Origin of the sequence: Collinsella aerofaciens (assembly GCF_040926265.1) — a bacterium.
Lineage (GTDB): Bacteria > Actinomycetota > Coriobacteriia > Coriobacteriales > Coriobacteriaceae > Collinsella > Collinsella aerofaciens_BB.
In genome coordinates, this window is the sequence record NZ_JBCOIL010000025.1 from 22,466 (window position 1) to 41,689 (window position 19,224).

A 19,224-nucleotide genomic window follows, 5' to 3' on the forward strand; every position below is an offset into this window, starting at 1 on the left:
AAGCGAGTCTTACGCCTTGACGGTCGCAACGCCCCTGAAGGACATGCTCGTCGTGCCGATGCCCTTGAAGCCATCGAGGGCCTCGCCGTTGGGCGCAGTGGACGGATCGTCCCAGGAAGCGGAGACGGTCTTGACGTGGACAACGGGGTACAGAACGGCGTTGTCGGCAATGATGTCGAAGCACTCGTTCCACTTCTTCTGCTGCTCGTCGCCCTCGGCGGCAAGAGCCTCGTCCATGAGACCGTGGAGCTTCTGCCACTCAGCGGACTCCTTCCACGGGCAACGGGTCTGCATCCAGACGTTGTCGCCGTACCACCAGTTGAGCAGCAGGTCGGGGTCGGCGCCGAAGCAGGAAGGATCGCCAGGAGCAAGGAGGATATCGTAGGCCTCGCCGCCGTCGATGGCAGCGTAGGTGGCCGGCGAGGTATCGGTCTGGATGGTCACATCGAAGCCGAGAGCGTCGAGATCGTTCTTGACCTGGGCAGCCATGCCCTTAATCTGCTCGTTGTCGGTGGTGCGCAGGGTGATGGCACCCGGGGTGATGCCAGACTCCTCGATGAGCTTCTTAGCCTTCTTGGCGTCGGTCTTGTACACCGTGGAAGCCTCATGATAGTTGGTGAAGCTCTTGGGCAGGTAGCAGCTGGCAGCGGTGGCAAGGCCGGCGAAGGTGTTGCTGACCATCTTCTCGGTGTCGAGCGCATACATGACGGCCTGACGGACCTTGACGTTGTTCCAAGGCTCCTTGGCGACGTTGAACATGATGAAGCGGGTGCCGAAACCCTGAACGTTATCGATCTTGCAGCCGGCGCTCTCGAGCTGGTCGACGGCATCAGCGGTAACGAGCTCCATAACGAGCGTGGAGCCCTCCTGCTGAGCGGTAACGCGAGCGGTGGGGTCGGTCAAGATGCTGTACTGGATCTTCTTATCCTCGGCAGCATACTCACCGTTGTACTCGGGGTTGGGAACCAGGGTGATCTCGGTATCGGAGATAGAGTCGTACATCCAGGGGCCGGAGCCGATCGGCTGCTTGGCGCGATCCTCCTCGGTCTGGGTGGCCGGGGTAACACGGACGATGGCCAGACGATCCTTGAGCAGGGAGAAGTTGGGGACCTTGGTCTTGACCGTCACGGTGCTGGCGTCCTTAGCCTCGATGGACTCGAAGGGCTGGAAGAACGGAGCATAGGTAGCGGAAGCGGCGCAAGCGGTGTAGGAGGCAACGACATCGTCAGCGGTGACCTCGGTGCCATCGGAGAACTTGGCGCCCTTGCGGATGGTGACCTCGAAAGTGGTGTCGTCCACGGACTTAGGATCGTCGGTGGCGAGCTCGTTGAAGGTGCTGTAGTCGTGGTAATCGATGCCGTAGAGGCCCTCGACGACGTGCCAGTTAGCACCCAGGCCCACAGCGGAGCCGGTGCTGGCGGGATCGAAGCTGGACGGAGCGTAAGCGGAACCAGCGGTGATCACGCCGCCGCCACGGTTGGCGGAATCGGTGGAACCGGAAGCGGAACCCTCGTCGCTAGAGCTGCCACCGCAGCCGGTGAGACCAAGCCCTGCGACAGCAGCGACGCTGCCGGTGAGGCCGAGGAACGAACGCCTGGACATACCCTTGTTGATGATGGCCATGTCTTCTCCTATCAATAGAGAATCTTACTCGGGAGCACCTAGACTTGCCCCCGCGCAACTTGCGGACGATATATACCTTACCTACCGACGAACCCAACTGAGGTGCCGCGCTCGGCGACCGATACATACATACGCTTGAACGGTATTTACTACCGTTCACCGAATTCGTTGACAAACGATTCGCCAGACAGTATGTATCGGCGAGGTGAGATATCAGTCTTCGTCAACCCGCAGGATAGCAGGGTTTTCGCTTGGGTTAGTCAAACGTTTTAGCGTTAATAAAACCCGAAACCAGCAGGCAATCATGGCGAAATAAATGGTTGAAAATCGCGCAATCATGTATATCAGTTGTTTGGCTCGTGTTTAGCTATCGGAATGGCCAGCCGCCGCCTCGGCGCGCTCGGCATTCCATGCAACGAGCGCCTCGTGGACCGCCTTGGCAACATCGGCAGGTATGCCGCGAACTTCCGCGATCTCTTGCTCGCTCGCCGCGCGCAAAAGCTTCATCGAGCCAAAATGGCGCATAAGGGCACGTTTTCTGGTGGGTCCCACGCCTGGAACGTCATCGAGTACCGAAACCGTCATGGCTTTATCGCGCAACTCGCGATGGAACGTGATGGCAAAACGGTGCGATTCATCGCGAACCTGTTTAATTAGATAGAGCGAAGCAGACCCGGTCGGCAGCACGACGGGAGTCTCGTCCCAAGGCACGAAAACTTCCTCATCGGCCTTCGCCAAGCCACAAACCGGTATATCGAGCCCAAGAGCCTCAAGTTGCTTGATCGCAGCGGTCAATTGCGGCTTACCGCCATCGACAACGAGCAAATCGGGGCGCGAGCCAAAGCGCTCGTCGACCATGCGCTCGGGAGCATAGCGTCGTCCCAAAACCTCGGACATCGACACGAAGTCGTTTGCCTCGTCCAATTCGGCCTGAATTTTAAAACGACGGTACTGGCTCTTGTCGGCGCGTCCGTTGGTAAACACCACCATCGAGGCGACCGTAAAGGTTCCATGCAGCGTCGAGATATCGAAGCACTCGATACGCATCGGCGGCGCCGGCAGCGCCAGCGCGCTTTCGAGCTCCAGGAGCGCTTGATTGGTGCGGTCGTCAGCGTACCCCGTTCGCATCATGTAGCGCATGAGGGCATGGCGCGCATTTTTGGATGCCATATCGAGCAAACGGTGCTTTTCGCCACGCTGCGGCCTATGGAGATGGCAGGAACGCTCGCGCTTGCCTGCAAGCCACTCCCCCAGCGCCTCCGCATCCTCAAGCTCGACAGAGAGGTTTATCTCAGCTGGAATATCAGCCGTCTCGTCGTAATAGCGCTTAAGAAAGCCCGATTGAAGTTCCTCTTCGTCGACATCCAAACCCTTATCGAGAATAAACTCGCAGGTTCGAACCGTTCGACCCTCACGCACGACAAAGACGCAAGCGGCGGAGATGGTCTCCTCGCGATAGAAACCGATGACATCGATATCGACACTGGAGGGAAAAACGACTTGCTGACGGTCGTCCAGACCCCTGATGACCTCCAAACGACGTTTGACGCGTGCCGCGCGCTCAAAGTCGAGCGCCTCGGCGGCATCCGTCATCTCGGAGGTCAGCTCATCGACGACATCCTTGCGATGGCCCGACAAAAAGCGCTCGACACGCTTGACGTTCTTGGCATAGTCCGTAGGAGAAATCGCGCCGACACACGCACCTGGGCCGCGCCCGACATGGTAGTCGAAGCAGGGACGCCCGTTTTGCGCGCAAATCATATTGACGATGTCTTCCTCGCCCTTGTGGGACTCGATGATACGGCGACAACGACGCCACTCCGCACAGGATGCAGAGCAGATGGGGATAACCTTGCGCAGCGTATCTATCGTCTCACGTGCCGCACGGCTATCGGTATAGGGTCCAAAATAGCGCGTTCCCGGCTTATGACGCTCGCGCGTGTATTTGATAGCGGGATACAGGTCGCCCTTTGTAATGGCGATAAAGGGGTAGCTCTTGTCATCCTTGAGGTCGACGTTAAAGTACGGATGGTACTGGCCGATCAGGTTGCGCTCGAGTACAAGCGCCTCATGCTCGGTTTCGACAACGATGTAGTCAAAGCTCGCAACCAATTGCATCATGAGCGGTATTTTTTGGCGCTCATCCTGCAGCGTCACGTACTGGCGCATACGGGAACGCAGGTTTTTCGCCTTGCCAACGTAGATGACATCGCCCTTGGCATCTTTCCAAAGGTAACATCCGGGCTGCGTGGGAACGCGCGAAACCTGCTCGGCGAGTGTTGGAATGTTGTCGTGACCGGCCACACGCACCTACTTGCGACGAAGCAGCGCCGAGACCTCGGGCATCTTAAGAACGACGGCAAGGCCAAAGGTAACAGCAAGCGAGACGACACCCGCAACGCAAACATAGCCAAGAGTAATCAGAATCGAGCCGCCAAGTACCCCGACAAAGTGTTCAAGCGCCCACATGACGCCGGCGCCTGCGGCAGCCCCTAGGCCGCCGAGCAAAAGGCCAAAGAAACCGCCATGCAGGATAGATTTGACCTGAAGGCCACGCAGGCGACGACGCAGCCACCACAGCGAACAGCCGACCAAGATCACGTAGTCGACAACATACGAAAGCGCGATTGCCGGCATACCGAAGCCCAGCACAACGCCAAACAGCAGAACCGAGCCAGCCTGGCCGATGGCGGAATACAGGCAATAGCGGCTATAGGGCTTCATGTCGAGCAAGGCAGAGAAGCTCTTCTGCATCAACACGACCACGCCGTAGAGCGGCAGCGAGAGCGCCAGGTAGACAAGGTACTCGGACACCAGCGCCACGCCGGATTCATCGAACTTGCCGGCACAGTAAATCATGTTGAGCGGACGTGCGAAGACAATCAGGTACAGTGCGAACGGAATCAGGAAGAACAGCATCTGGGCGACGCCACGCGAAATGCCCGTGCGAACGCTGTCGTAATCCTTCTCCTGTGCGTCATGAGAGAGCTCGGTATAGAGCGCCGTCGAAAGCGAGGCGGCAATCAGCGCGTAGGGCAGCGTGTACCACAGGCGCGCATAGGCGATGACGGAAGGACCCGTCTCGGGCTGGACCACCAGCGCGGCAGCGTTGGTGATAGAAGTCGAGACAAACATGCACACCGTGGCGAGCAGCGTCGGGATACCGAGCGCAATCGTCTGGCGCAGCGCGGGGTCCTTAAAGTCGATATGGATATGGGGATGCACGCCGTGCTTGCCAAGCGCGGGAATCTGACATGCCATCTGAACAAAGACACCGAGGGTCGTACCGGCCGCAATCAAGATGATGCCGGCACGTTCGCCAAACTGTGCGGACACGGGCGCAAAACCCATAAAGCTCGCAATGACGATCACATTGTTGAGGACCGGGGCAAACGTCGACCAGAAGTAGTCGCGGTGTGCGTTGAGAACGCCCGAGAACACCGAGCCCAAACCATAAAAGAGAATCTGGATGGCAAAGAAACGGAACATGAACGCAGCGGTATCCATGCTGCCGCCGTCACCCGAAAGGAACGATTGCGTCCAGATAAAGCCCGGGGCGAACACGGTCCCCAGCAACGAAATGCCACCCAGCACCAAAAGCAGAATGCCAAGCAGGTTGCCCACGTACTCGTTCGAGGCCTCGCGACCCTGCTCACGCCTCACGCCCATGTACACGGGCAAAAACGCCGTCACGAGCATGCCGCCCATCACGAGTTCGTAGAGCATATTGGGCAGGTTGTTGGCGACCTGATAGGAGGACGAGAGTAGCGACATGCCAATAGCGGCCGCCATTGCCCACGTTCGGATAAAACCGGTGACGCGAGACACGATGGTCAGGATGGTCATAAGCCCGGCGGAACGACCAACCGTGGAGTAGTCCGACGAGCCCATGTCGTCAGTGTCATCTCGCGACGAAGGAGCTTCGGACGAGGGTGTCTGAGGCGCAGATTCTCTTGCAAAATGAGCTCCGCGCTTCAATTCTTCCTGCGGCATCGCTCAGTCCTCTCTCGTAATCGCGGCAACCGTCGCCCCGCAAAATGCAATTAAATCATCGGGTGCAAGCTCGAGCTGATAACCACGCTTGCCTCCCGAAATAAAAATGGTATCCCAAAGGACACACGTCTCATCAATGAGCGTCCGGTAGCGTTTTTTCATACCGACCGGGCTGCAGCCGCCGCGAACGTAGCCAGTCGCCGCAAGCAAATCCTTCACATGCATCATGACCAAGGACTTCTCCCCCGCGGCACGCGCGGCGGACTTTAGATCGAGCTCATCGGCAACAGGGATGCAGCACACGACATGGTCGTTGGACGGCGTCACGCAGACCAAGGTCTTAAATCCTTGACCGGGCTCCTCGCCAAGCTGCTCCGAAATCGCGACCCCCAGGCCCACCGACTCATCACCATCGTCTTCGTACGTATGTAGAACATAGGAAATGCCGGCACTTTCCAGCTCGCGCATCGCATTGGTTTTTGGCGTCTTTACAGCCTTTGCCATGACATATCCTTTCCCTCGCATTCGGACGCAAGGATTAAGTATATGTCCAATTCGGCTGCATACGTCACTTCGGCACAGCAAGCGCCATCGAATCACAAGGAGTCGATGGCGCCCAGAAACTGAATCGCCTATTTATTGAGCATCAAGTTGAGCCTGACGCTCCCGGTCACGCCTGAGCAACGGCGCCAAAAACTTGCCCGTATAACTCTGCGGACAGTCCGCAACCTGCTCCGGTGTGCCCGAAACCACGACGGTTCCGCCGCCGTTACCGCCCTCGGGACCCATATCGATCAGGCGGTCGGCAACCTTGATGACATCAAGGTTGTGCTCAATCACCAGCACCGTGTTGCCCGCATCGACCAAGCGCTGCAGTACATCGAGCAGCTGGCGGACATCCTCAAAATGAAGGCCGGTCGTCGGCTCGTCCAAAATATAGAACGTCTTGCCCGTCTGGCGTCGATGAAGCTCCTTGGCGAGCTTCACACGCTGCGCCTCGCCGCCCGAGAGCGTCGTGGCGGGCTGGCCCAGGCTCACGTAGCCTAAGCCTACATCGTACAGCGTCTGGAGCTTGCGCTTAATCTGCGGGATATTCCCAAAGAAGGCCAGCGCCTCGGTGACACTCATGTCGAGCACGTCCGAGATGGTCTTGCCACGGTAGGTGACCTCGAGTGTCTCGCGGTTGTAGCGTTTACCGCCGCAAACTTCGCAGGGAACGTAGATATCGGGAAGGAAGTGCATCTCGATCTTGATCTGCCCGTCGCCCTTGCACGCCTCACAGCGCCCGCCACTCACATTAAAGGAGAAACGACCCGGCGAGTAGCCGCGCGCCTTCGACTCCGGCGTACTCGCAAACAGTGCGCGAAGATCATCCCACAGGCCGATATAGGTAGCAGGGTTGGAACGCGGCGTACGGCCAATCGGCGACTGGTCGATATCGATAACCTTATCGATACACTCGATGCCCTCGATTTTCTTATACGGACCCACAGGGCGCGTCGAACGGTGAATGGCATTCGTAAGGGCAGGCGCAATGGTGTCGGTAACCAGGGAGCTCTTGCCCGATCCCGACACGCCGGTAACAACCGTAAGCGTACCAAACTCGATCTTGGCAGTAACGTTTTTGAGGTTGTTGGCTCGAGCGCCCGTAATTTTAAGGCAGCCGCGACCGGGCTTGCGCCGTTCATCAGGCACCCGGATCATTCGTTTGCCGGTCAGATAAGCGCCCGTCATCGACTCAGGACACGCCATGATATCGGCAGGCGTTCCCGCCGCGACTACGTGTCCGCCGTTGACGCCGGCGCCGGGCCCCATGTCGATCACGTAGTCGGCGGCACGGATTGTATCCTCGTCGTGTTCGACGACGATAACGGTATTGCCGATATCGCGCAGGCGCTCGAGCGTCTTGATCAGGCGCTCGTTGTCACGCTGATGAAGACCGATCGAGGGCTCGTCCAGAATATAGAGCACGCCCATGAGACCCGCGCCGATCTGCGTTGCCAGTCGAATACGCTGTGCCTCGCCACCGGAAAGCGTCGCCGAGGCACGATCGAGTGTCAGATAGTCGAGTCCAACATCGACCAGAAAACGCAAGCGCTCCAGGATTTCCTTGACGATACGGCCGCCGATAAACTGTTGGCGCTCGGTGAGTTCCAGGCCCTCAAAAAACTCGAGCGATTCACGGCACGACAGGCAACAAACCTCGTAAATGGACTTGCCGCCCACGGTGACGGCGAGCATCTCGGGGCGCAAACGAGCGCCGTGGCAGCTCGAGCACGGCTCCTCGCGAATGTACTTCTCCAGGCGCGCCTTGGTGTTCTCATTCGTCGTCTCGGTATAGCGCTCGTACAGGATATTGCGCACGCCCGAAAACTTGGTATCCCACTGGCTGCGACGTCCGTCGAGCTTTTGGTAGTCGACCGAGATCTTCGTATCGCCCAGGCCATCCAAAAATGCACGACGCACGCGAGGAGGCAAGTCCTCCCACGGCGTATCGGTGCTCACCTTAAAGTGTTTGCAGACCGCAGCAAAAATCTGCGGATAGTAGTTCGAATTGCCAAACAGGCTACCAAAGACTCCGTCGGCAATGGACTTCGAGGGATCCTCAATCAGCGCCTCGGCATCAACGGTTTTCTTAAAGCCCAGGCCGTCGCACTCAGGACATGCGCCGTAGGGAGCGTTGAACGAAAAATCACGCGGCTGAAGATCGTCAATGGAGTGTCCATGCTCCGGGCACGCCAAGGCCAACGAATACTCCAGAAGCTCGCCCTCGGTCCCCTCGGGAGCATCACGATCGGGCAGCATGTACACGTTTACATTGCCGTGAGCCAGCGCGGTCGCCTGCTCAACAGACTCGGCGATACGGCCCAGAGAATTCTCACGGATCACGATGCGATCGACCACGACCTCAATGTCGTGCTTGAACTTCTTGTCCAGATCGATCGGATCATCGAGCGAGCGCACTTCGCCGTCGACACGCACGCGGCTAAAGCCCTCGGCGCGAAGGTCCTCAAACAGTTTGGTGTACTCGCCTTTTCGCCCGCGCACCACCGGTGCCAGCACAAACGCGCGGCGGCCCTCCCCCGCCGCCAAGACCTTGTCGGCAACCTGGTCGGTCGTCTGGCGCTCAATGACGCGGCCGCATTCGGGACAGTGCGGGGTACCCACACGAGCGAACAGCAGGCGCAGATAGTCATAAATCTCGGTTACGGTGCCAACCGTCGAGCGAGGGTTTTTAGACGTCGTCTTTTGGTCGATCGACACCGCCGGCGAAAGGCCGTCAATTGAATCCAAGTCGGGTTTGTCCATCTGGCCCAAGAACTGGCGCGCGTAGCTTGAAAGGCTCTCGACGTATCGACGCTGGCCCTCGGCATAGATAGTGTCAAATGCCAGCGAACTCTTGCCCGAGCCAGAAAGGCCGGTAATGACCACGAGTTGGTCACGCGGAATGGAAACATCGATATCACGGAGGTTGTGCTCACGAGCGCCGCGAATAACGATAGAAGAATCAGACATGGAAGCTCCTTGCCTCCTATTGCATCGAATCATACTGCCGATGAGTTTAGCGCACTCGACGCGCACAGATGTTCGTAATACAAGATTCGCAGACCTTTAGCGTTGCGTATCGGGTGCTTTGTTTCTCGAAATGCCGTGGAAAGGTTACAGTAATCTAATACTGAACTTAATTTGCCGTAACAGAGGAACGTCCATGACCGAAGATATCCCCCTTGAAATCACTTCGAGCGACATGGCCAATCTGCCCATATTCATCGCCGTCCTTATCGTGGCCATCGTCGTGGTGCGCGTATATTTTTCAATCAAACACAATGAAAAGCCGCCCATTGCCCGCGTCTTTTGGTGCGCGACGCTCCTCATCCCGCTCGGCATGGTAGCTGCATGGATTACGAATCAATTGCTCGTAAATGAGGACAATTCCCTATGGGTCCTTTCTTATTCGGCGCTCGGTGCTACCGCCGTCATACTTCTTGTCGAGCCCTTGGTTTCGGGACTTATCGACCAAACCGATCTTGCGACGGGAACGGTTGCCTGTATTTGCCGTGACATCCTTGTCATCGCCGCTGTTTCAGCGCTCTCGTTCGTTTCACTCGAAATTGCCTGTAACGAAACGTTCTATCGCATTCCCGCCAACTCATTCGGGTTTTCCGTCGGGCTGCTCGCGACGGTTCTGCTCTCCCTTTATTTGCTGGGACAGCGTCATGGAGGCGTCATGGCCCTCGTGCCCGTCGCCTGTTGCATCCTTGGCATTGCCGAGCACTTCGTCATAACGTTTAAAGGCGAGGCCATCCTGCCAAGCGATATCTTGGCCCTTGGCACCGCAATGGAAGTGAGCGAGGGATACGAGTTTACCTTTACCGCCGGAATCGTAACCTCTCTAGCCCTGCTGGAGATTTCCCTGGGGCTTCTTTCGCTTATCCGACCGAGAAAGCTCCGTACACCCACCCATGTCTTCCCCGCAATCGCCGCTAACCTCTGCGCTTTTCTGCTAGTGACCGTTGTGGGGCTCTCGGGCTTTTCCAGCATCGACTTGGAGCAGGCGCTGAATTTTGGATTTGACCGTTGGCAGCCCATCACCACGTATGCGTCTCAGGGTTTTATCACTTCGTTCACCGAAATGGTCAACGAGTTGCCCATTGAGAAGCCCGAAGACTATACGCCCGATGAGGCGCAGAGCATCGAGCAGGAGCTCGCCGCCACCTACGACAGCACGTATGGCTCGAGCGAGCAGCGCGCGGCGGCCGTTGCCCAGTTCAATGAAATCAAGCCGACGATTGTTGCCGTCATGAACGAGAGTTTTAGCGACCTTTCGTGCTTTGAGCAGCTCCAGGCGGCCGGGTACACCGGCCCCGCATTCTACAACTCACTTCCCGACACACTTGTTCGCGGCACCATGCTCGCTTCGGTCGCCGGTGGCGGAACGGCGAACTCCGAATTCGAATTTTTGACCGGAGCGACAACGGCCTTTGTCGGATTAGGCAAAATCCCCTATCAGCTATATCAGATGAATGGCGTCAACAGCCTGGCAAAGGACCTTAAGGAGCTTGGGTATACCGCTACCGCTATGCACCCGCAAAACCCCGTCAACTACCATCGAGATAAAATCTATCAGCAGCTGGGCTTTGGAGACTTTCTTTCAATCGGCGATTTCGAAGGTGCGCCCTGTTACCATGCCGGCGTATGCGACTACGCCACCTACGACAAGATACTCGACCTGCTTAGAACCGACGAAGCCCCGCAGTTCATCTTTGACGTCACGATGCAAAATCACGGCGGCTACGACTATGGCACCGTTCCCGCCGAGGAGCTGACAAACTATTGGGTCGAGGGAGCCAGCGAGGGCGCCAATAGCGCGCTCAACACCTATCTTACCTGCATCAACGCATCTGACCGGGACCTCGAGTACTTTATCAACGAGCTCCGCAATATCGGCAGACCGGTTGTCCTTGTCTTTTTTGGCGACCATCAGCCGAGCGCCGCAACGACCCTCAACGACGAGCTGTACCCTCAGGAAGATACGGCAAGCCACGCTTTCCGTATCTATCAGTCGACATATTTTGTCTGGGCTAACTATGAAATCGCCGGCAATACCGAGCTCAACGTCTACGACACCGTCGGGGCAAACGAGATTGCAGCCATTACCCTTAATAAGATCGGCGCCCCGCTCACCGACTATCAAAAGGCTCTGCTTGCAACAAGGTCAGATGTGCCCACCATCAATGTCGCCGGCTACCTTGGTGCCGACGGGCTGCGCTACGACTTGGAATCTGAAGATAGCCCATACGCCTCGACGATCGACAAGCTGCAGCGCATGCAATACCTCGAGTTCGCCAGCAAAGTTCAGTAAGCCCGCCCATTCGTTTGGACCCATCGTATTGCAAGCACGCTCGGCCCAAATGCATCGCAAATGACTCCCGCTCGCAAACGAGGGTACAATGACGCTCGTGTCACACCACAGGGCCCCGGCCCCAACATATACAAAGGAGTCATACATGGGTTGCGAGCACGCACAGGCCGCCGGCGGACAAACGTCGCCGTCGCAATTTGAGGAGAACACGCTGTCCGAGGTCAAACGCGTCATCGCCGTGCTTTCCGGCAAGGGCGGTGTCGGCAAGTCGTTTGTCACCGGTGCCATCGCCACCGAGCTTGCCCGTCACGGCCACAAGGTCGGCGTCCTCGATGCCGACATCACCGGTCCCTCCATCCCCAAGATGTTCGGTATGAGCGGACGCCACGTCCATGCCCTCGGCAACCTTATGCTGCCCGAAATCTCCGAGCACGGCGTCAAGGTCATGAGCTCCAACCTGCTGCTCCAAAACGAGACCGACCCCGTCCTTTGGCGCGGTCCGGTCATCGCAGGCGCCATTAGGCAGTTCTGGAGCGAGACCTCGTGGGGCCCCATCGACTACCTGCTGGTCGACATGCCTCCGGGAACAGGCGATGTCGCGCTCACCGTCTTCCAGTCGTTGCCCGTCGACGGCATCGTCATCGTCACGAGCCCGCAGGATCTGGTCTCGATGATCGTCGCCAAGGCGGTCAACATGGCCGAGAAGATGAACGTCCCCATTCTGGGCATTGTCGAGAACATGAGCTATATTGAGTGTCCCGACTGCGGCAAGAAGATCGAGGTCTTTGGCAAGAGCAAGCTCCCCGAGGTCGCAGAACGCTATAACCTCGACATCTTGGGCCAGCTTCCCATCAATCCGGCACTCGCCGAGGCCTGCGATAAGGGCGAGGTCGAGACCGCACTGCCCGATGGCATGTTGCCCAAGGCAGTCTCTGCCGTCGAGGCTATTACCCCGCACGAGACCGACGAGGCCTAAGTGAACACGAGCGCCTTCTATGACGTCCTGGTAATCGGCGGCGGGGCTTCAGGCCTCGCCGCCGCCATTACGGCTGCACGTGCTGGCAAAAGCGTCTGCATCGTTGAGCGCGATGTCGCCTGCGGCCTTAAGCTCCTTGCGACCGGTAACGGCCGCTGCAACCTCTCCAACGAATCGATTGATCCTCAGCGGTATAACCACCCCGCATTCGTCGAATCTGTCATGGGCCCCCAACCCGAACAAGAGCTTATGGGTTTCTTCTCCTCGCTGGGCATCATGACAACCTCCGAGGAAGGCCGGCTATACCCGCGCTCCCTTCGCGCAGAATCGGTGCGCGACGCGCTTCTCAACGTTTGCGACCGCCTAGGTATCACCTTAATCTGCGGAGCCAACGTTGCCTCGGCGCACAAAGCTTCCGAAGGCTGGACACTCCAAATAGACCGTCCAGCGCGGGCACTCAAGGCAAAAAAGCATGACGACCGAAAATCGGAGCTCCGCTCGCTTCGGAAAGCGCTCGCCGATGTCCCTCGCAAGAACGAGGCCCTGGAGGCACATGCCGTAATTATCGCCACGGGTGGCAACCCCACCGGTATCGCCGATACGTTTAGCCTCCCCCTCACTTCGCTGCGCCCCATCCTCTGCCCCGTATCGGCAACGGTCGTCGGCGATCGGGCGGCACTCAAGACGTTGGACGGTCTGCGCGTCCGCGCCCGCTTGACGCTCGCCCGCAATCATAATGAGCTCTGGCACGAAGACGGTGAAGTCCTGTTTCGAACCTTCGGGATCTCGGGCGTCGCTGTCTTCAACCTCTCCCGTCGTATCCAGCGCGGCGATACGATCCTGCTCGACGTTTTCCCCGACCTCTCTAAAGACGAGTTGCTCGATATGCTTAACCGGCGCGTTAAGCTGCTCGGCGGCTTTTCGCCCCGCGATCCCCGTTGGCTCGACGGCATGCTCGCCCCGCAACTCTCCCGCGTCGTCTGCACAGCGTTCGAGCAGTGCCATCCAGGCTCCAACGATGTCATCCACCTGGTCTCGATCCTCAAGCATTTTAAGTTGCTCGTCGAAGGAACCGCCGAGGAGCGCTCGGCGCAGGTCACGCGTGGTGGCGTATCTGTCGAGAGCATCTCAACACCCAGTCTACGCGCGCGCAGCGTTGTCGACACCCCGCTTTACGTCTGCGGCGAAGCGCTCGACATCGACGCCGATTGCGGAGGCTTTAACCTTGCGTGGGCATGGCTCTCGGGCATTCGCGCTGCAAGCAGCCTGTAGCCGCGCAGTCTATAATCAAAAACGCATTCGGGCCGTCTGGGATACCGGACGGCCTCTTTCTTGCCTCTAAGGAGACCTCGATGATTGAAATCACCCAAGTCAACGCGTCGCTCGATGAAGCCGGCGATGAAAATGCCTGCCTCATTGTTGGCAAGCGAGTCGCCAAGCGCGTCCTACGTTGCAAAGACTCCGAGATCAAGTCCATCGAGCTCCACCGCAAGTCAATCGACGCTCGCAAAAAACGAGACGTCCATTTTATCCTGAGCTTTCGTGTTGAGCTGACCAGTCCCCACCTCGAGCGAGAAGCGGTCGACAGCGTTTCCGAGCGTGACCGCTCGCGCGTACGCGCGATAAAAGACGATGGGTCTTCATTCCCCACCCCCGTCTCCGACGCACCTCAAGAACGCCCTGTCGTTGTCGGCGCCGGATGCGCTGGCCTTTTCGCCGCGCTAACGCTCGCCGAAGCAGGTCTTAAGCCCTTGCTCATCGAGCGCGGCGACCCGGCATTTCGCCGCTCGCATGCGATCGACCTCTTTCTAAAGGAGCGCATCCTCGACCCCGAGAGTAATATCCAGTTTGGTCTGGGCGGCGCGGGGACCTTCTCGGACGGCAAGCTCAATACGGGAACAAAAAATCCCGCCCATCGCCTTATCCTCGAAACCTTCGTCGAGGCGGGTGCGCCCCGCGATATTCTGTGGGATGCCAAGCCGCACATTGGCTCCGACATCCTTCCCACGGTTGTCACCGCTATATCCCAGCGCATCGAGCAGCTCGGAGGTATCGTCCGTTATCGAACAAAGCTCGTCGACATTCACATCGACGCGTCTGGCGCCATCACCGGTATTGATGTCCAATCGTCCCAAGACGCCGCTTACGAGCCAATCGAGACAAAGCACCTCATCCTCGCCTGCGGGCATTCTGCTCGCGATATTTTTGAGCTCCTTAAGGACCACAACGTGGCCCTCGCACAAAAGACCTTTGCCATGGGCGTTCGCATCGAGCATCCGCAGCGCGACATCGACCGAGCCCAATATGGAGCCTTGGCGGGACATCCTGCCCTCGGAGCAGCCCCCTACAAGCTCGTCGCCCATCTTCCCAACGGCCGCAGCGTGTTCTCGTTTTGCATGTGCCCCGGCGGGCAGGTTGTCGCCGCCTCTTCCGAGCAGGGCCACCTGTGCGTCAACGGCGCCAGCCTCAATGCCCGCGACGGACGCAACGCAAACGCCGCCCTGCTCGTTAACGTCACGCCTGAGGACCTTCCCAACGATGACCCGCTCGCCGGCATCGAGCTCCAGCGCGCCTGCGAGGCGGCCGCCTATCGCCTAGGCGGTTCCAACTGGAACGCACCGGCACAACTCGTCGGAGATTTCCTCGCAGGACGCGCCAGCAAGGCGCCCGGAAAGGTAAAGCCCACCTATCCGCTCGGTGTGACCTGGACGGCAATTGACGAAGCCCTGCCGCAGCATATCGTCGAGTCGCTCCGCCTGGGACTTCCCCTACTCGGAAAAAAGCTACGAGGCTACGACCGCCCCGATGCCGTTCTTACCGGCGTGGAGACTCGTTCGAGCTCACCTGCCACTGTCACCCGAGACCGAACGTGCCATGCCGTGTCGACCCCGGGCCTCTACCCTTGTGGTGAGGGAGCTGGATATGCTGGCGGCATCATGAGCGCGGCCACCGACGGCATCCGTTGTGCCGAAGCCCTGATTGCAGACCTCTAACGCACGAATTCCAGTGCGCAAAAGACACAGGCCCCGAGCTCCACAGGGAACTCGGGGCCTGTTCGCTATTTCTTAAACCGTGCACCCTGGCGTTTTCTGCCCGATGCGAACGTGGAACCCTTGCGGGCCTGTGAACGTAAGCGCTCGATCGTCTCGTCCTCAGACGCGCCCTCGAGCATCGCCCGAATCTGAACGACGGCATCGCGCAGGCGCGCCGCCTCCTCAAAGTCCATGGCGGCAGAAGCGTTACGCATATCCTCTTCCATGGTTTCGACAATCCGCACAAGCTCGTCATGCGGCAGTTCTTCCAACTGCTCCGCAAGTGTCTGCTCGGGCGCCACCGTTTCCGGCACGCCGCCCTCGCCCGACTCATCGGGCGTATAGAATGCGCCATGACCAAGAGAGTCGCCCTTCGAGCGTCCCTTGGAGCCCACAGTTTTTTCGGCCTCGGCAATAAAACTTGAGATGTCGTTGATGGCCTTGCGCACTGTCTTGGGCACAATGCCATGTTCTTCGTTATATGCCATCTGAATCTCGCGACGGCGCTGCGTCTCCTCGATGGCCTCTTTCATCGAATCGGTCACAACGTCTGCATACATGATGACTTCACCATCGGCGTTACGGGCCGCACGGCCAATCGTCTGAATCAGCGAACGGCGGTTGCGCAAGAAGCCTTCCTTATCGGCATCGAGAATTGCCACCAGTGAGACCTCGGGGAGATCCAAGCCCTCGCGAAGCAGGTTGATGCCAACGAGAACATCGATCTTGCCCTCGCGCAGCGTTCGCAGGATCTCGACACGGTCCATTGTCGCCGTATCAGAGTGCATGTAATTGACCTTAATGCCCGCGTCGAGCAGATGGTCGGTCAGGTCCTCGGCCATGCGCTTGGTCAACGTGGTCACCAGCACGCGCTCCTTGCGGGCAACGCGCTCGCGAATCTCGTCCTCAAGATCGTCAATCTGGCCGCGAACTGGACGCACGTCAATCTTGGGGTCGAGCAGGCCAGTCGGACGAATAATCTGCTCCACATCGTTTTGGCTCACCCGCAGCTCGTAGTCGCCCGGCGTGGCCGAAACATAGATAAACTGGGGTATCCTTGCCTCAAACTCATCGAAACGAAGCGGGCGGTTATCGAGCGCCGAGGGCAGGCGAAAACCGTGTTCCACCAGCGTCACCTTACGCGAGCGGTCACCTTCGTGCATGCCGCGAATCTGCGGCACCGTCACATGGCTCTCATCGATGATGCAGAGCATATCCTTGGGAAAGTAATCGATTAGGGTAAACGGCGGCTCACCCGGCTTGCGACCGTCCAGATGACGCGAGTAGTTCTCGATGCCGTTGCAAAAGCCCATCGTCTCGAGCATCTCAAGATCATAATCGGTGCGCTGCTGCAGACGCTGCGCCTCGAGCAACTTGTCGGTCGCCTTGAGCTCCGCCACGCGCTTCTCGCACTCTTCGCTGATCGATTTCAGAGCAGCCTTGACCTTCGGCTTCTCGGTCACGTAGTGTGATGCCGGCCATACGGGGATGGCCTCGTACTCACGAAGCATCTCACCGGTGACCTCATCGATCTCGGCAATCAGCTCGACCTCGTCGCCAAAGAACTCAAACCGCAACGGATGCTCGGCATAAGGCGGATACACGTCGACAACATCGCCGCGCACGCGGAACGTGCCACGCGCCAGGTCATAGTCATTGCGATCATATTGAATGTCGATAAGCGCATGGATAAAGTCATCGCGCTCGAGCGGCACCTTCTTGTCGACGTTTGGAGCCAGACCCGCATAGTCCTCAGGAGAGCCAATGCCATAGATACACGAGACCGATGCGACAACGATCACATCACGTCGAGAGAGCAGTGACGCGGTCGCCTGATGGCGCAGCATCTCGACCTCTTCGTTAATCGAGGAGTCTTTCTCGATATATGTATCGCTTTGCGGCACATACGCCTCGGGCTGATAGTAGTCGTAGTACGAGACGAAGTAGACCACAGCGTTATTGGGAAAGAACTCTTTGAGCTCGCTCGCAAGCTGAGCGGCGAGCGTTTTATTCGGAGCCATGACAAGGGTCGGCTTACCCAAGGCCTCAATGGTTTTGGCCATCGTAAAAGTCTTACCCGAACCAGTCACACCCAGCAAAACCTGATAGCGGTCTCCGTCCCTCACGCCCCGCACAAGTGACTCAATGGCCTTGGGCTGGGAACCGGCAGGCTCATAGGGGGAAACGACTTCAAACGGCACCTCAGCGCCCTCAACGCCAAAGCGCTTAAGTTCACCACCAACGCGTTCTACTTCAAATTCCGCCATGGATACTCCTAACTCATACATCTGCAGTATACGCAGGCGGTGGGCTTAGTCCTATACGAACCGATCGGGATAGAGAGTCTTATATCGAACCCAGGCATTATTGACGCGAATCAGATAAGCCTGAGTTTCAGGGAAGGTAATCGCATTATGGAGTGACGTGTTCTGCTGCGCCCATCCGTCGACATTGCCCATACCGGCGTTATAGGCGGCGATGGCACTATCCGTCGACCCGTTGAAATAGGCGAGAAGATACGAGAGGTATGCGCAGCCAAACTCGATATTCATAGCTGGATCGTTAAGGTTATCGGCCGAATACTCCCCACCATCGACAAGGCCCTTGGCAATCATATCCTGGGCAGTCTCGGGCATCAGCTGCATCAATCCCTGAGCACCCTGATTCGACTCGGCCTCGGGATCCCAGTTCGATTCCGACTTAATGACAGCGCACACCAGATACGGATCCAGATTATGCGAAATACTGGATTGCTTTACATACGCCTCGTAGTCAATCGGATACAGCGGCTTAAAGAAAGCGGCAGGGGCACACGAGTAGACGAGCGAAATAAGGCCGAAGACGAACACAACGGCAAGTGGCGCCACGCGATACCACGTAAAGAAACGTGCCTTAGGCATCGGCCTCCTCCTTATCCGGAGTATCTATAAACCCGTGGCATGCAAGCCATGAGTCAAGCTGCTCAAAGAGCGAATTATCGCCTGCGGCATTATCAATCACCGTTGTAGCGAGATTGCACAGCGCAGACTCATCGGGCTGGCAAGCAGAACGAGCATCGAAATCGGATGGCTCCATGCCACGTTGAATAGCGCGCTCGCGACGAACTGACAAAGGGGCGCTGATGACCAGAATTTCATCAGCCAAGCCAAATGCATCCTCAAAACCAGTCGGAGCAGAAACCTCGACCACCGCAAAGGGATAACGGGGAGATGAAACCGTACAACAAACCGGATCGAGAATCCTAAGCGAAAGCTGTTCAATCAGAACAGGATGCACGATGCCATTGAGCCGTGCGACCGAATCAGGAGAAGCGAAAGCTCGAGAAGCGAGGATGCTGCGGCGAATGCCGCCTTCCTCATCCAAAATGTCCCAACCGAATTCATCCGCGAGAGTATTGACGATATCAGAGCCCGGCACATACAGAGATTTTGCAAGCTCATCCAGATCGATAAGCATAGCGCCACGAGATTCGAAATAGCGGCAGGCCGTCGACTTACCCGAAGCAATATTGCCCAAGACAAATACGGTAAACATCAAGCCCTCCCTAACGCCAATGCGAGTAATTATCGCTCAAATACACTAGAAGGACTCAAAATACAGCCAAAGAGTAAGAGCGCATACGGGGGAGGTAGGTCCCAAAGGACAACGTGTATACAACGCAAAAAAGGGGGAGGCCGCGAGGCCTCCCCCTTCTCAGTTCAAGCGTACGGCTCGGTGCCGTCCACCGGTCAGCGGCG

Annotated in this window: 12 protein-coding genes; 4 read left to right on the forward strand and 8 right to left on the reverse strand. The window is 57.9% G+C overall.

Annotated features, from left to right (window positions below):
• Positions 1-9: 9 nt before the first annotated feature.
• The 5 genes from AB5767_RS07950 to uvrA all read right to left on the reverse strand — a co-directional run bounded on the left by AB5767_RS07950 (position 10) and on the right by uvrA (position 9,132).
• Entirely contained in the window at positions 10-1,623 is a 1,614-nt protein-coding gene (locus tag AB5767_RS07950) for an ABC transporter substrate-binding protein (RefSeq protein ID WP_035138897.1), read from the reverse strand.
• A gap of 363 nt (positions 1,624-1,986) precedes the next feature.
• Positions 1,987-3,927: an excinuclease ABC subunit UvrC gene (gene uvrC / locus AB5767_RS07955; RefSeq protein ID WP_368132157.1), complete on the reverse strand. Its 1,941-nt coding sequence runs from the start codon at positions 3,925-3,927 to the stop codon at positions 1,987-1,989.
• Positions 3,928-3,933: 6 nt separating this feature from the next.
• Entirely contained in the window at positions 3,934-5,514 is a 1,581-nt protein-coding gene (murJ, locus tag AB5767_RS07960; RefSeq protein ID WP_260699811.1) for a murein biosynthesis integral membrane protein MurJ, read from the reverse strand.
• A gap of 105 nt (positions 5,515-5,619) precedes the next feature.
• Complete coding sequence (gene ybaK, locus AB5767_RS07965) at positions 5,620-6,120, reverse strand: Cys-tRNA(Pro) deacylase (protein ID WP_117848725.1); 501 nt, start codon at positions 6,118-6,120, stop codon at positions 5,620-5,622.
• A 132-nt stretch (positions 6,121-6,252) separates the two neighbouring features.
• Complete coding sequence (uvrA, locus tag AB5767_RS07970; protein ID WP_161116048.1) at positions 6,253-9,132, reverse strand: excinuclease ABC subunit UvrA; 2,880 nt, start codon at positions 9,130-9,132, stop codon at positions 6,253-6,255.
• Between the two features lie 193 nt (positions 9,133-9,325).
• Here uvrA and AB5767_RS07975 point away from each other — a divergent pair, with 193 nt between their 5' ends.
• The 4 genes from AB5767_RS07975 to AB5767_RS07990 all read left to right on the forward strand — a co-directional run bounded on the left by AB5767_RS07975 (position 9,326) and on the right by AB5767_RS07990 (position 15,448).
• Positions 9,326-11,479 carry an LTA synthase family protein gene (locus tag AB5767_RS07975; RefSeq protein WP_368132156.1) on the forward strand — a complete coding sequence of 718 codons (2,154 nt, stop codon included), beginning with the start codon at positions 9,326-9,328 and terminating at the stop codon, positions 11,477-11,479.
• Positions 11,480-11,624: 145 nt separating this feature from the next.
• Positions 11,625-12,455: an Mrp/NBP35 family ATP-binding protein gene (locus AB5767_RS07980; protein ID WP_022094864.1), complete on the forward strand. Its 831-nt coding sequence runs from the start codon at positions 11,625-11,627 to the stop codon at positions 12,453-12,455.
• Positions 12,456-13,727, forward strand: a complete 1,272-nt coding sequence (locus AB5767_RS07985; protein WP_138112008.1) for an NAD(P)/FAD-dependent oxidoreductase — start codon at positions 12,456-12,458, stop codon at positions 13,725-13,727.
• Between the two features lie 80 nt (positions 13,728-13,807).
• Positions 13,808-15,448 carry an NAD(P)/FAD-dependent oxidoreductase gene (locus AB5767_RS07990; protein ID WP_138112005.1) on the forward strand — a complete coding sequence of 547 codons (1,641 nt, stop codon included), beginning with the start codon at positions 13,808-13,810 and terminating at the stop codon, positions 15,446-15,448.
• Between the two features lie 65 nt (positions 15,449-15,513).
• On the opposite strand, the gene uvrB is transcribed toward AB5767_RS07990, so the two are convergent.
• From uvrB to coaE, 3 genes are read right to left on the reverse strand one after another with little or no spacing between them, the layout of a single operon-like run.
• Complete coding sequence (uvrB, locus tag AB5767_RS07995) at positions 15,514-17,754, reverse strand: excinuclease ABC subunit UvrB (protein ID WP_138112002.1); 2,241 nt, start codon at positions 17,752-17,754, stop codon at positions 15,514-15,516.
• 51 nt (positions 17,755-17,805) lie between these two features.
• Positions 17,806-18,387 carry a lytic transglycosylase domain-containing protein gene (locus tag AB5767_RS08000; RefSeq protein WP_368132155.1) on the reverse strand — a complete coding sequence of 194 codons (582 nt, stop codon included), beginning with the start codon at positions 18,385-18,387 and terminating at the stop codon, positions 17,806-17,808.
• Complete coding sequence (coaE, locus tag AB5767_RS08005) at positions 18,380-19,021, reverse strand: dephospho-CoA kinase (protein ID WP_055286973.1); 642 nt, start codon at positions 19,019-19,021, stop codon at positions 18,380-18,382. Before coaE ends, AB5767_RS08000 begins: the two co-directional genes overlap by 8 nt.
• Positions 19,022-19,224: the final 203 nt, after the last annotated feature.

What these genes read in the sequence shown, in the direction of transcription:
- AB5767_RS07950 (WP_035138897.1), bottom strand. Translation starts at nt 1,623, where the DNA reads ATGGCCATCATCAACAAGGGTATGTCCAGGCGTTCGTTCCTCGGCCTC.
- murJ (WP_260699811.1), bottom strand. Translation starts at nt 5,514, where the DNA reads ATGGGCTCGTCGGACTACTCCACGGTTGGTCGTTCCGCCGGGCTTATG.
- ybaK (WP_117848725.1), bottom strand. Translation starts at nt 6,120, where the DNA reads ATGGCAAAGGCTGTAAAGACGCCAAAAACCAATGCGATGCGCGAGCTG.
- uvrA (WP_161116048.1), bottom strand. Translation starts at nt 9,132, where the DNA reads ATGTCTGATTCTTCTATCGTTATTCGCGGCGCTCGTGAGCACAACCTC.
- AB5767_RS07975 (WP_368132156.1), top strand. Translation starts at nt 9,326, where the DNA reads ATGACCGAAGATATCCCCCTTGAAATCACTTCGAGCGACATGGCCAAT.
- AB5767_RS07980 (WP_022094864.1), top strand. Translation starts at nt 11,625, where the DNA reads ATGGGTTGCGAGCACGCACAGGCCGCCGGCGGACAAACGTCGCCGTCG.
- AB5767_RS07990 (WP_138112005.1), top strand. Translation starts at nt 13,808, where the DNA reads ATGATTGAAATCACCCAAGTCAACGCGTCGCTCGATGAAGCCGGCGAT.
- uvrB (WP_138112002.1), bottom strand. Translation starts at nt 17,754, where the DNA reads ATGGCGGAATTTGAAGTAGAACGCGTTGGTGGTGAACTTAAGCGCTTT.
- AB5767_RS08000 (WP_368132155.1), bottom strand. Translation starts at nt 18,387, where the DNA reads ATGCCTAAGGCACGTTTCTTTACGTGGTATCGCGTGGCGCCACTTGCC.
- coaE (WP_055286973.1), bottom strand. Translation starts at nt 19,021, where the DNA reads ATGTTTACCGTATTTGTCTTGGGCAATATTGCTTCGGGTAAGTCGACG.